The organism is Rahnella inusitata, assembly GCF_003263515.1.
GTDB classification, from domain to species: domain Bacteria; phylum Pseudomonadota; class Gammaproteobacteria; order Enterobacterales; family Enterobacteriaceae; genus Rahnella; species Rahnella inusitata.
Genome location: NZ_JYDE01000001.1, coordinates 1 through 13,061 on the forward strand (window position 1 = coordinate 1; position 13,061 = coordinate 13,061).

General features: G+C 53.0%; 9 protein-coding genes and 1 pseudogene. 6 read left to right on the forward strand and 4 right to left on the reverse strand.

Annotation, left to right across the window (positions count from 1 at the left end; all coding sequences use genetic code 11):
• Positions 1-305 precede the first annotated feature (305 nt).
• A complete protein-coding gene (gene ulaA, locus TU92_RS00005) occupies positions 306-1,583 on the forward strand; it encodes a PTS ascorbate transporter subunit IIC (protein ID WP_112163928.1) in 1,278 nt (425 codons plus the stop codon).
• Positions 1,584-1,661: 78 nt separating this feature from the next.
• Here ulaA and TU92_RS00010 read toward each other — a convergent pair whose 3' ends face one another.
• The gene (locus tag TU92_RS00010; RefSeq protein ID WP_112163929.1) at positions 1,662-2,921 is read right to left on the reverse strand and encodes a glycoside hydrolase family 10-like protein; all 1,260 of its coding nucleotides are present in this window, start codon (positions 2,919-2,921) and stop codon (positions 1,662-1,664) included.
• Positions 2,922-3,411: 490 nt separating this feature from the next.
• On the opposite strand from TU92_RS00010, the gene TU92_RS00015 reads away from it, so the two are divergent.
• Positions 3,412-5,064, forward strand: a complete 1,653-nt coding sequence (locus TU92_RS00015; protein WP_112163930.1) for a methyl-accepting chemotaxis protein — start codon at positions 3,412-3,414, stop codon at positions 5,062-5,064.
• A 19-nt stretch (positions 5,065-5,083) separates the two neighbouring features.
• Complete coding sequence (locus tag TU92_RS00020) at positions 5,084-6,403, forward strand: ABC transporter substrate-binding protein (protein WP_112163931.1); 1,320 nt, start codon at positions 5,084-5,086, stop codon at positions 6,401-6,403.
• A 69-nt stretch (positions 6,404-6,472) separates the two neighbouring features.
• On the opposite strand, the gene TU92_RS00025 is transcribed toward TU92_RS00020, so the two are convergent.
• Positions 6,473-7,846 carry an aldehyde dehydrogenase family protein gene (locus tag TU92_RS00025; RefSeq protein ID WP_112163932.1) on the reverse strand — a complete coding sequence of 458 codons (1,374 nt, stop codon included), beginning with the start codon at positions 7,844-7,846 and terminating at the stop codon, positions 6,473-6,475.
• A gap of 101 nt (positions 7,847-7,947) precedes the next feature.
• Between TU92_RS00025 and ptrR the strand changes: the two genes are divergently transcribed.
• Positions 7,948-8,832: a putrescine utilization regulator PtrR gene (gene ptrR, locus TU92_RS00030; RefSeq protein ID WP_112163933.1), complete on the forward strand. Its 885-nt coding sequence runs from the start codon at positions 7,948-7,950 to the stop codon at positions 8,830-8,832.
• 517 nt (positions 8,833-9,349) lie between these two features.
• Positions 9,350-9,763, forward strand: coding sequence for an H-NS family histone-like protein (locus TU92_RS00035; RefSeq protein WP_112163934.1), 414 nt, complete (start codon positions 9,350-9,352; stop codon positions 9,761-9,763).
• A gap of 383 nt (positions 9,764-10,146) precedes the next feature.
• Here the strand turns inward: TU92_RS00035 and panE are convergent, their stop codons facing one another.
• Entirely contained in the window at positions 10,147-11,070 is a 924-nt protein-coding gene (panE, locus tag TU92_RS00040) for a 2-dehydropantoate 2-reductase (protein ID WP_112163935.1), read from the reverse strand.
• Between the two features lie 156 nt (positions 11,071-11,226).
• On the opposite strand from panE, the pseudogene TU92_RS00045 reads away from it, so the two are divergent.
• Positions 11,227-11,997, forward strand: a pseudogene (locus TU92_RS00045) (Fic family protein); the annotation flags it as partial.
• Between the two features lie 80 nt (positions 11,998-12,077).
• Here TU92_RS00045 and TU92_RS00050 read toward each other — a convergent pair.
• On the reverse strand, positions 12,078-13,040 hold the full coding sequence (locus TU92_RS00050) for an ABC transporter permease (protein WP_425272542.1): 963 nt from the start codon (positions 13,038-13,040) through the stop codon (positions 12,078-12,080).
• Between the last annotated feature and the right edge of the window lie 21 nt (positions 13,041-13,061).

The window sequence follows — 13,061 nt, forward strand, 5'->3', positions numbered from 1 at the left end:
ACCTCTGAAACGTCGCCATATTGCCGTCGTCCCTGCTTTTTTGTGGTGCAGCGTTGTTATGTCCATTCCAAAAAGCATCTAAAAATAGACTGCGGCGCGCTAATTGCGACCTGCTTCACATCATCCCTTTGTAATGATCTATATAAAACGTCGTGCCATATAAAAAGAAACAGCGGTTCATTATTTTAAATCAATATTCAACGTGCCCCTGTTGTTTGATGCATGTTGTTTGACTGTGAATTTAAAGTAATTAAAAAAACAAATCCGCAACATTTATACATGACAATTCAATACAAGAGGGGAAGATGGAAATATTTCTGAGTTTAGTGAAAACACCGGCGGTAATAATTGCGATTATCGCTTTTCTGGGGCTACTTTTTCAAAGAGCGTCAGTCTCAAGAATTATCGCGGGAACGGCCCTTTCCTTTATCGGATTCACCATGATAAAGGTTGGCGGTTCCATTCTCATGAAGGTGCTGACCGCGTTTAGTACGTTGTTTTCCAGTGCTTTTAACATCGTTGGCGTGGTGCCGAGCAATGAAGCCATCATGGCGGCGACTATCGATCAGATTGGTTCAACGGCAGCGATAATTTTGCTGTTCTCCATGGTAATCAATATTGTTTTGGCCCGGTTTACGCGCCTTAAATTTATTTATCTTTCACTGCATCTGGTTCTGTTTATGTCTTTTGCATTGACCGCCGTGCTGATGCAGTTGGGCTACAGCTATTATCCAATCGTCATTATTTCTTCGATATTTATCGGTTGTTATATGGCCGCCGCGCCGTTTTTCCTCAACAAATTTAGCCGTGAAATCATTGGGTCGGATGAATATGCGATCTCTCATGCGGCCATCTCCTCTTATATTATTGGTTCCTATATGGGGAAATGGTTCGGCAATAAAAAAACCGATACAGAACACCTTAAAATCAGTAATAAATTCGATTTTCTGCGTGAACCTAATATTGCGACGCTGCTGACGATGCTGGTTTTGTTGCTGATTTCGTGTGTTTTCGCCACGCAGCCGCAGATTAAAACCGCAATGACGCTGGTGTACGGCGCGGGTGCGGCAGACAAGAATATGGTGATTTTTATTCTTGAGCAGTCCGCCGTGTTTGCCTGCGGACTCTATTTGGCTAAAGCCGGGGTCAACTTATTTACGGCGGAAATCGTGCCCGCATTTAAAGGATTTTCGCGGGTATTCGCGCCGGGCGCCGTGCCTGCGGTGGATGTGATGGTACTTTTCACCAAGGCGCCGAATGCGACGCTGATCGGTTTTCTGGTGAGTTTCTGCGTAGAACTGGTCTGTATCCTTATCTTCCCGTTTGTCGGATTGCCAATTATCGTTCCGGGTATCATGGCGAGCTTTATTACTGGCGGTGCGGCGGCGATTTTCGGCAACGCCACCGGCGGATTCCGTGGCGCGATCATTGCCAGCGGCATCAACGGCCTGCTGTTATGTGTATTGCCTGCGCTGACGCTGCCATTGTTTTCCCACCTCGGCGCTCAGGGCGTCACCTTCGCGGATCCCGATTTCACACTGTCGTCACTGGTGCTGGACCATCTGCTGCGTTTCTTTAAATAACGAAAACATCGTGAATAAAAAAGCCGCCTCAGGGAATGAAGGCGGCTTTCTGTTTTCATCGACAGAGCAGAACGTGGCTTAACTTCCCCAGCGGCTTCTCAAATAATTCACCGCCTGCTGAGTCTGCGGCTGATTCAGATAGTTTTCACGAAAGAGAATGGTGCCGTTAATTTGCGGGACGGATTCATTCATATCGAGCTGCTTTTTCAGCTCCGGCACGCCGCCGTTAATCATCCAGTCCGGTTCATTTTTTGACGGCTCGCCAACTTTATACAATGCGATCCCGATATACAGACGGGTGTGAGTGGGTTTCACCACGTCCGCCCACCAATGGGCTAATACGTCATAACGGGCAGCCTGACGCGAGAAGGGCCAGTAAAGCTGCGGGGCGATGTAATCGAGCAGGCCTTGCTGCACCCAGCGGCGGGTATCAGCATAGGATTCATCGTAAGCCGCCGCGCCGCGCGTATCCGACCCCGCCGGATCGTGCGAAGCATTTCGCCACACGCCCGCCGGACTGACGCCAAATTCGACGTCCGGTTTCATCTGCTTAATGGTGCGTGAAACCTGTTCGATCAGCTGCTGAGTGTTGTTGCGTCGCCAGTCGGCTTTGGACGCAAATCCCTTCCCATATCTCTGAAACGTCAGGTTGTCATTGAGGCTGGAGCCGGGAGATTCGGCATAAAAGTAATCATCGAACTGTACGCCGTCGACGGGATAATGCGCGACGACTTCGGCGACGATACTGGTGATCCAGTCCCGTGCTTCGGGTATTCCGGGGTCAAGCACAAAGCGATCGCTGGCGGTGCGGATCCAGTCGCGATGCAGCACAAATACGCTGGCCGGATTAAGCGTTAGCGTTTTATTTAGTTCGGCAACGGTGGAAGGTTTGGTATTGACGGAAACGCGATACGGGTTAAACCATGCGTGGACTTTCATACCGCGTTTATGCGCTTCATCGAGCATAAATTGCAACGGATCGTAACCCGGATCCTCACCGATTTTGCCGGTCATCATATCTGACCACGGAAGAATTTTTGATGCCCAGAGCGCGGTACCGTCAGGCTTCACCTGAAAGAATACGGTGTTGATGCCGAGGGTTTTCAGCTTATCAAGCTTATCCGTCAGCGCTTTCTTCTGCAGACTGATGCGCAAGGCAGGGCTGCTGACATTTACCGACGAAACCGGTGGCCAGTCGAGGCGTGAAACGGTCGTCAGCCAGACACCGCGCACCGGTTCCTTGCTCAGAGCAGATTTTCCGGGAAGGGGTTCTATGCTGACTGGAGGACGTGGGGTCACCAGCGATTTCGGTGGTTTGGACGAGCAACTGGCCAGCATCAGCGCGGCGGCCAGCAGTGCGACACCGGTCTTTACGATTCTTAGATGAGGAAATTTGAGAGAGCAGACGATGGTAGACTCCGATTCTGTAAGTGTGTCGCTCGAAAAGAGCCATTCTCGTAGTATTCAGCACAAAGTCAATTTGTTAGAGGGCTAGCCGCTCATACTTCACGGGGATCAAAATGCTCAGAAAGAAAGGAAACGCCAGGCTCGACGAAGACATCTGCGTGCATATCATCACTGCGTCGGCGGGGTCATCATCTGGGCGATGACGTTTACCTGAAAGCAGCAGTACAACCTCCCGCGATAAGACAAATTACCAACGCCTGACGTCGCCAACGGCGCGATAACGCGCGCGTCCTATATGATTGAAAACACGCCTAAACTTTCTCCGCCCTTTGCCGATAAACCGTTCAAAGGGCGATCACCACTTTGCCATCCGACGCTGACGCCTTCCTGTAAGATCATTGCTGTTGTCTGAGGAATCGATATGGGATTTACCATTAAGAGCCGGTTGATTGGCATCGTTGGATTATTGTGCATTTTGCTGACCGTCGCCGCGCTGTGGGCGATTTTAGGTCTTCGCGCTGCCGATCAGCGCGCGATATCGGCCTATCGCACCGAATTACTGCCATTACAGCACTCCGCGAAATTATACCGTCTGGCGCAAATGCAGTCGGCGACGCTGTTTGAATCGCTGCGCTACTGGACCGATCCGGCGGAAGTTGATCAACGCGTGGCGCAAATCAATGCTTACGGCCAGCAGATTGTTGCCGAACGCCAAGCCTATCAGGCGACGTTTGCCGTTCCGGGCAGCGAAACGTTGCGCGCGACATTCCTTAACGATCTCAATGATTATCAGGCCGCGATTGTCGATGCAGGCAAACTGGTGGCGAGCGGTAACCCGTCCGGTGCGCTGGTCATGATCGAAACCCGGCTGAAAAATGGCAGTAAGGCGTTGCAGCAGGACATCGACGGCCTGGACAACCTGATGCGCCAGCACGCTGAACGCAACTATGCAGAAAGCTCGCAGGCTTACCTCACTATGCGTAACAGCATGGCCGCTATCCTGGCGGGCGGTTTACTGGTCGCCGGTATTGCAGGCTGGCTGCTGGTACGTTCGATTACCGGCGCGGTGCGTCGTGCGCGGCGTCTGGCGGAATCAATTTCAGCGGGTGGACTGAATCACCGGCTGGGTGCGATCCCGAAAGATGAAATGGGCGAACTAATGCAGGCGCTGGCAAATATGGATGCGCGTCTGAGCGGGATTGTCCGTGAAGTCGGAGAAAGTGCGCTGGCGCTGAGCAGCGCGGCAGGGCAAATGGCCGACGGTAACAACGATTTGTCTTCGCGCACTCATGCGCAGGCCAGCGCGCTGGAACAAACCGCCGCGAGCATGGAGCAGATGACTGCGACGGTGAAATTCAATGCCGATAACGCCGCTCAGGCCAGCCAGCTTGCGCAAACCGTCCGCGAACAGGCGCAGCAAAGCAGCAGCATTCTGACTGACGCCGTCACCGCGATGCGTGATATCGAAGAATCCAGCAATAAAATCGCGGACATCAACCGTGTCATCGATGAGATAGCGTTCCAGACCAACTTGCTGGCGCTGAACGCCGCAGTAGAAGCCGCCCGTGCCGGTGAGCAGGGGCGCGGCTTTGCGGTGGTGGCCTCCGAAGTCCGTCAGCTGGCGCAGCGTTCCGCCAAGGCAGCGCAGGAAATCAAATCCCTGATCCAAACCAGCGTCAGTAAAGTGGATGCGGGAAGTAAACTGGTGATGCTGTCTGGCCAAAACTTGCAGGAAATCAACGGCGGCATGACGAAGATGGTCGAATACGTCGCGGATATTGCCGTCGCCAGCCGTCAGCAATCAAGCGGGATCGATCAGGTCAACGTCGCGATAGTCCAGATGGACAGCGCGACTTCGCAAAATGCCGCGCTGGTTGAAGAAGCCAGCGCAGCCAGCCACACGGTGAATGAGCACGCAGCACGACTGGTCGAGAAAATGTCGTTCTTCCATTTGCGACCAAACCCGCCGTCTCAGCCGGGTTTTCCTGCTGAAGTCAATCACGGGCAGGGCGTTCTTGAACCGCTGCCTGCGCTGAACGCCCCTGCACGTCAACCGCGTCTGGCTAATGCCTGACCTGAGAAGGAGCACCACCATGTCAGGTCTTTTTCACAGACGCATCCTCAGTGTGCTGCTGCCGCTGGCGTTCTGCGCCAGCGCGCAGGCGCAGACCGTGGTAAAAATCGCCACCATCGCCAACGGCGATATGACCATCATGCAGCAGATGTCCGGCGAGTTTGAAAAAGCGCACCCGGACATCAAACTCGAATGGCATGTCATGGATGACGGTGAACTGCGCAAGCAGGTGCTGAGCGACATGAACAGCGGTCAGGCGAACTTTGATGTGATCACCGTCGGCACTTATGAAGCGCCGCTGTGGGGCAAAAAAGGCTGGCTGCAACCGCTCAACAATCTGCCTGCCGATTACAACGTGGATGACCTGCTCAAGCCAATCCGCAGCGCGCTGTCATGGAACGGCACGCTGTACGCTTTGCCGTTTTACGGTGAAAGCAGCATGACTTATTACCGCAAAGACCTGTTTGCGGCGAAGCATCTCACAATGCCCGTCAATCCGACCTGGGATGACGTGAAATCTTACGCCGCGACGCTTACGGACAAATCGCAGGGCGTCTACGGTTTATGCCTGCGCGGGCTGGCCGGGTGGGGGGATAACGTCGCCTTTATCACCACGATGGCAAATGCCTACGGTGCGGAATGGTTCGATCAGGACTGGCATCCGCGTCTGGACAGCGACGAGTGGCGCGCGGTGCTGACCGATTACGTGCAGATGATGCATGACTACGGTCCGCCGGATGCCAAATCCAACAGCTTTGGACAAAATCTCAAGCTGTTCTCGCAGGGCAAATGCGCGATGTGGATCGACAGTACCGTCGCCGCCGGTATGGTTATCAATCCGCAGATTTCCCGCGTGGCCGATAAAGTCGGTTTCGCACCTGCCCCCACGGCGATTTCGACCAACGGATCGCACTGGCTGTGGGCATGGGCGCTGGCCGTTCCACAGCACGCCAGCCATAAAGATCAGGCGCAACAATTTATCACCTGGGCGACGTCGCAGGCGTACATTCAGGACGTGGCGAAAACGGTCGGCTGGGGCGCGATCCCGCCGGGCAGTCGTTATTCGTCCTATGCGCAGGTGAAATACCAGAAACTGGCGCCTTACGCCGAGGGAGTGAAACAGGCGGTTGAAACCGCGACGCCGGAAACGCCGACGCTTTACCCGGTGCCGTATCAGGGTGTGCAGTACGTGAGTATTCCTGGCTTTGATCAGATGGGTGACGCGGTGGGGAAAAATATTTCGGATTTGCTGGAAGGCAAAAAAACCATTGATGAAACGCTGAACGCCAATCAGCAGATAGTTACGACGATTTACGCCGCCACGGTGCAGGCGAATTAGCCTAAGGATTACAAAATCACAGGATGTAATAATCCTGTGATTTTGCCGTACAGGCTAAGCCATTGGCGACTACTTACGGTCAGTCCACACGGTCTGCACATTGCAAAACTCGCGTAAACCGAAGTGAGACAGCTCGCGGCCATACCCGCTTTTTTTCACGCCACCAAACGCCACGCGCGGATCCGATGCGCTGTAACCATTGATAAAGACGCCGCCTGTTTCCAGTTCCTCCGTCATCTCTTTCGCCAGTTCCAAATTGGCCGTATAAATTGTTGCGCTCAGCCCGAAATCGCTGTCATTTGCCAGTTCAACCGCATGTGATGCATCACGCGCCACGGTAATCGCCGCAACCGGACCAAACAGCTCCTGACGAAATGCAGTCATTGCCGGGGTCACGTTTCCGAGCACGGTGGGGGCGTAGAAATTGCCTTTCCCCGCGATTTTCTCACCGCCAAGTAAAAGCGTTGCGCCCTGCGCCAGACTGTCCTGAACCTGTTGATGAAGTTCATCACGCAGATCGAAACGCGCCATCGGGCCAATGTAGGTGGCGTCATCCAGCGGATTACCCATCACCAGCGCCTGCGTGGCGGCAACAAATTTCGCCGTGAAGTCTTCCAGTACGCCTTCTTCAACGATCATGCGTTTAGCGGCGGCACATACCTGCCCGGTATTCTGATAACGGCCTGCAACGGCGGCGGCCACCGCGTCATCCAGACTGGCATCATTGAGCACGATAAACGGATCTGAACCGCCGAGTTCCAGTACGCATTTTTTCACCGATTTCCCGGCCAGTTCGGCGATCGCGGCGCCTGCCCGCACGCTGCCGGTCACGGTCACGGCAGTGACGCGGCTGTCGGCGATAAGTTCTGCCACAGCGGGTGTATCAACATTAATCACGCCAAACACTCCGGCCGGGAATCCCGCTCTCAGCGCAGCCTGTTTGACCAGATACGTGGTGCCCATCACGTTTGGTGCAGGTTTAAGCAGGAAAGTATTCCCCGCCAGCATGGCAGGAACCGCGCCGCGCAGGATCTGCCAGACCGGGAAATTCCACGGCATAACGGCCAGAATCATGCCGGATGGACGATAGTGAATATGTGCTACGCCGTTATCGACCAGGGTCGACTCCGGTGCCAGCATTGCCGGGCCGTTTTTGGCATACCACTCACAAAGACTTGCGGATTTCTCGACTTCGGCCCGCGCCTGTCTGACCGGTTTACCCATTTCCAGAGCAATCGTGCGGGCGATTTCCTCACCGGCATCACGCAGTTCTGCGGCCAGCTGAATCAGTCGGCTTGCACGTTGGTTAATATCTACCTTGCGCCAATGTTTAAATGCGGTGCTGCCCTGTGCCACGGCGGCTTCGAGCGCCAGTGCGGAATCGTAAGGGTATTCGGCGATGCGTTCGCCGTTAAACGGGTTCAGTGAAATGGCCTGAGTCATTTTGTTTTCCTCTTTGAGAACGTTGGAAACAGAATAGCTACTTGCATGGCTCAATAAAAATGAATAAAAATAAGCTTTCCTTTCACATTTTGAGAATGGTTATGAATTTGTCACAACTGGAGATGTTCCGTGCCGTCGCGCAGACCGGCAGTATCAGCGCCGCCGCGCAGCTGGTTCACCGCGTGCCGTCGAATCTCACTACGCGCATCAAACAGCTGGAAGCCGAACTGGGCGTAGATTTGTTTATTCGCGAGAATCAGCGCCTGCGTTTGTCACCGGCCGGGCGCAACTTCCTCAGTTACAACAACCGCATTCTCGATCTGGTGGAAGAAGCGCGGGCATCGGTTTCCGGCGATGAGCCGCAGGGTGTTTTTGCGCTCGGTGCGCTGGAAAGCACGGCTGCGGTACGTATTCCGCCGCTGCTGACGCGATATCATCAAAAGTTCGGTAAAGTGGAACTGGCGCTGAGCACCGGTCCTTCCTGGGAATTGCTGGAGAAAGTGCTGGAGGGCGCACTGGAGGCCACCTTCGTCGATGGCCCGCTGGTGCATCCGGTGCTCGACGGTGTGCCGGTGTTTCAGGAGGAAATGGTGATTGTCGCGCCGGGACATCACGCACCGGTTACGCGGGGGCAGGAGGTGAACGGGGAAATCGTCTACGCGTTTCGTTCCAACTGTTCCTATCGCCGACATTTCGAAAGCTGGTTCAGGGAAGATGACGCATCCCCCGGAAAAATCTATGAGATGGAGTCCTATCACGGCATGCTGGCGTGCGTGATCGCCGGTGGCGGGCTGGCGCTGATGCCGCGCAGTATGCTGGAAAGTATGCCCGGCAGCAGTACGGTCAGCATCTGGCCGCTGGCGGATCATTACCGGTATCTGACGACCTGGCTGATATGGCGGCGGGGAACATTATCGAGAAATCTGTCTGAATTTATCGCGATGGCGTCAGAGGCGAAAATCAGCTCTCCGCCACCTGCAAAATGATTTGCCAGTCGAGCGCCAGCTTTAAAAAAAGACAGGCGGTGAAAACGAAAAAAATAGTTTTGTACATAGATGAGAAAAAAATCCTGCCGTGATGTGAATCACATTCTAAAGCGGAAATTGTTAAATTTTCTAGTAAATTTTTCGTATTAAGGCCCTGTGAGGACGAACGGAAGACATTATGAAGAGCGTAAGCGGGCCAGAGAAATCTCCTTATCTCAATGACCTGAATTATATCGGGGTTATCATTTCACTGGGTGATAGTATTAAAAGTACGAGTAAAATTTGGCTTAGGTAATTGCTAAGGCGGCGAGACGTCAGTCCTTGACCCGATTTTCTTTAGTGAAGATAAGATCTTCCATACGTAAATATGTATTATCGGTTAATACCATGAAACAAATAGACAGATTATTGGATAATAATCAGTAATATTACGCTGGCCCAATTGATATACTTATTTGTTTGTGTAGAATCATATCCACTTTCAAAAAAATTAAACTCTCATACTGGCAGGAACATCATGGACAACGCATTAAACGTTTTGAATAATATCCGTACACTTCGCGCGCAGGCTCGCGAAATGCCACTGGAAACTCTTGAAGAAATCCTTGAGAAGTTAACGGCGATTGTTGAAGAATCTCGCGAAAATGTGAAAGCAGTTAGCGCACAACAGCAAGAGCGTAACGAGAAACTTTCTAAATATCGCAAAATGCTGGAAGAAGACGGCATCGATATCGACGATCTGGTGACTCATCAGGGCGCGAAAGAAACCACCAAAACCAAGTCTAAACGCCAGCCACGTCCTGCTATCTATGAATACAAAGACACCAACGGCGAACACAAAACCTGGACCGGTCAGGGCCGTACCCCATCAGCCATCAAAGCAGCGATGGATGCGGGTGCCACTCTGGAAAGTTTCCTGATCGCACGTTAATAATACGCCCGTATTACTGATGTTCCTGAGATTTCCTGTTTTCTTAACACAAAACAGGGAATCGCTGGAGAGAATAATATTGTCGCAGTCCACCCTTTTTTTTCGCCTATTTAGTAACCCAATAATAACTTTTCCATACGCTCCGCGATCCTGAAAGATCCCTTTTTGGCATCCATCCCCTTTTTGTAAGTAAAATCACTTAAGGTTTTTCGTCTGCACTTAGCCCTGAAAGATATTCTTATAAGCGAATTATGCTGAACTGGCTGATCTTTTGCATACCCGACCTGACATTGTTTATTCACCCTAAATTCATTTACGTATTAAGTTATTTAGAAATCCATCCGGGTAAATAGCCCGCGTCGATAACGGGCGTCAGAAAAGAATTAAGCGGATTTGCGTGTCAGCTGATACACACAAAGATGTGTATAGGCGGCTTGCAACAGGGGAACTTGTATTCCTACCCGAATGGCGCGCTCTACCAGATCGCCGACGATCTGATCGGCTTCCACCGTATTACCCTGCGTCATATCACGATACATCGATGATGTTTGCTGCGAATTTTTATCGGTTACCGCTTCCTTCGTTTTCGCTACCGCAGCCGCGCGCTCTGCGTAGCCAAAGGCTTTCATGGTGGTGAGCGCTTCATTCACAATGCCCAGAGCAAACTCTTTACCGCCGGGCGCTGACGCGACCTGACCGATATTGCCGCGCATGGTGCAGGTGATCGCCCCAAAGCTGGAAAGCAGCAGCCATTTTTCCCACAAATCGCTGATGATGGTTTCGGACAGGAATGCCTCAAAACCGGCATTTTGAAATGCCTGATCGACGCGCAGAATACGCTCGCTCTTGTCGCCTGAGAGTTCACCGTAGAAAATCTGGTGCATGGGGGTCATCTGATGGATATGGCCTTCTGCGTCGAGCGTTGCGTTAATCTTGCATAAGCCGCCGATCAGCGCATGTTCGCCAAAACGCAGGCTCAGCGTCTCCATATGCTTCATGCCGTTAAGAACGGGCAGGATCATCGTTTGTTCACCGACTACCGGCGCAATGTCTTTCATTGCCGCTTCCAGCCCGAAGCTTTTCACCGTCAGCAGGATCAGGTCATAAGGGCCGGTGAGTTGCGAAGCCTGCAGTACGGTCGGTTGAAAATGGAAATCCCCATGCGGGCTATGCACCGTCAGCCCGTGTTCCTGCACCGCCAGGGCGCGTTTTTCACGCAGCAAAAACGTTACGTCCTGGCCAGCCTGCGCCAGCCGCGCGCCAAAATACCCGCCAGTTGCCCCGGCCCCTACCACTAATATCCGCATGCGTTATCCTTTTGTATCAAGACATTCAGAAACCCCGTGTCTGATTAAACTACGGGAGGAGGGCGGGCGGGATCAAGTGACTGTGATGAAAGAAGGTTTTTTGAAGATTTTTCCGCGTGATACTATGGCGCATCACTTTTGAACAAGGAGCACTGAATGGCAGGTTATCAGCCACCGTACAGTATCACGCCACAGATCCTCAACCTGGTCGTGGACGTTGGGGAATTGCTGGGGCGTTGGGCTGCACATGCTGAACAGTCATCCGTGCTGTTGCGAAAAGAAAACCGCATTCGCACTATTCAGGCGTCGCTCGCTATCGAGCACAACAGCCTGTCCATGCAGCAGGTGACGGCTATTATGGAAGGCAAGCGCGTACTCGCGCCGCAAAAGGATATTCAGGAGGTGCGTAACGCTATCCTGACCTACGAGCAGTTACCCGCATGGAAAAGCCATCGTCTTGAGGATGTTCTGAAAGCCCACCAAATACTGATGACCGGACTGGTGGATGCGCCAGGCCATCTGCGCAGTGGTAACGTAGGTGTGTATCGCGACAACCAGCTTATTCCTATGGCGCCGCCCGCCGGGCAGCTTGCCCGTCTGATGTCTGATCTGCTGAACTGGCTGAAAGAAACGGATATTCACCCGCTTATCGCCAGTTCGATTTTCCATTATGAATTTGAATTTATTCACCCGTTCGCTGACGGCAACGGCAGAATGGGACGTTTGTGGCAGACACTGATCCTCAGCCAGTGGCGTTCAGAGCTGGCATGGCTTCCGGTAGAAACGCTAATTCATAATGAACAGCAGGATTACTACCGTGTTCTTGGCGAATGCGATCGCGCCAGTAACTGCACGGGGTTTATCAGTTTTATGCTGGATAAATTGGCGCAAGCCTTACGTGAAGGTATCGAAACACAATCTTCACACATTACAAAAACATAACCATTCAAATGCCAATAGCTGTTGTGTAATTGCTCCCCGCCCGAAAGCGGGGATCCTCATCACGATCAATTCCCCCGCGCCAGCACCCGCCGGTACAGCACCGGCAGTGAGATCACCACGATCAGCATTACACCGACAATCACCGACATCACAATGCCCGGCACGTTGAGCAGGCTGAGGCCGAAGGTCAGCAGGCCCATCAGGAACGCGGCGATAATCACGCCGGTCATGCTGCCGGAGCCGCCGAGCACGCTGACCCCGCCGAGCACCGCCATGGTGATAACGCTCAGCTCCCAGCCGAGCGCCAGCGTTGGACGCGTGCTGCCCAGACGTGAGGTTAGCAGCACTGCCGCCAGCCCGGACATCAGGCCAACCAGCACGAACAGCGTCAGATTGTGACGTTTAACGTTAATCCCCGAATACCAGGCCGCGACCGGATTATTGCCGATGGCGTAAGTCCGGCGGCCAAAATTAGTTTTGTGCAGCAGGAAATAAAATACTGCACCGAGCACCAGGAACAGCGCGAATTCAAACGACAACGGACCCCAAACGTAACCCTGTCCGAACCAGGCGAAACTGGCCGGATAATGGTTCAGCGACTGATCGCCAAGCAGCACATAGGTCAGCCCGCGAAACAGGCTCATGGTACCGATGGTGATGACGATAGACGACAGATTCAGGCGCGTCACCAGCAGCCCGTTGACCAGCCCGCAGAGTAATCCGACGCTCAGCCCAACGCCCACTAACGCAGGCGTCGGTAAACCGGCCTGTGCGCAAAAGCCCATGATAGTTGAACTCAACGCCATGGTAGACGCCACCGACAGATCGATTTCACGCGCGATAATCAGCATCGCCATCGGCAGCACGATAATGGCTTTCTCGGTGAAGTTAAATGTCGCGTCCGAGAGATTCCATATATTGAGAAAATAGGGTGAGGCGAGGGCGTTCACCACGAACACCAGCAGCGTCACCACCAGCAAAAAACCTTCCCAACACATCAGCCGGCGAAAAAACGGCGTGACGGCCATCGACGAACTTTCTCGTGTGGC

Coding starts and splice junctions, on each gene's coding strand:
- TU92_RS00010 (WP_112163929.1), bottom strand. CDS start 2,921: ATGCTGGCCAGTTGCTCGTCCAAACCACCGAAATCGCTGGTGACCCCA.
- panE (WP_112163935.1), bottom strand. CDS start 11,070: ATGCGGATATTAGTGGTAGGGGCCGGGGCAACTGGCGGGTATTTTGGC.
- TU92_RS00025 (WP_112163932.1), bottom strand. CDS start 7,846: ATGACTCAGGCCATTTCACTGAACCCGTTTAACGGCGAACGCATCGCC.
- ulaA (WP_112163928.1), top strand. CDS start 306: ATGGAAATATTTCTGAGTTTAGTGAAAACACCGGCGGTAATAATTGCG.
- TU92_RS00015 (WP_112163930.1), top strand. CDS start 3,412: ATGGGATTTACCATTAAGAGCCGGTTGATTGGCATCGTTGGATTATTG.
- TU92_RS00050 (WP_425272542.1), bottom strand. CDS start 13,040: ATGGCCGTCACGCCGTTTTTTCGCCGGCTGATGTGTTGGGAAGGTTTT.
- TU92_RS00020 (WP_112163931.1), top strand. CDS start 5,084: ATGTCAGGTCTTTTTCACAGACGCATCCTCAGTGTGCTGCTGCCGCTG.
- TU92_RS00035 (WP_112163934.1), top strand. CDS start 9,350: ATGGACAACGCATTAAACGTTTTGAATAATATCCGTACACTTCGCGCG.
- ptrR (WP_112163933.1), top strand. CDS start 7,948: ATGAATTTGTCACAACTGGAGATGTTCCGTGCCGTCGCGCAGACCGGC.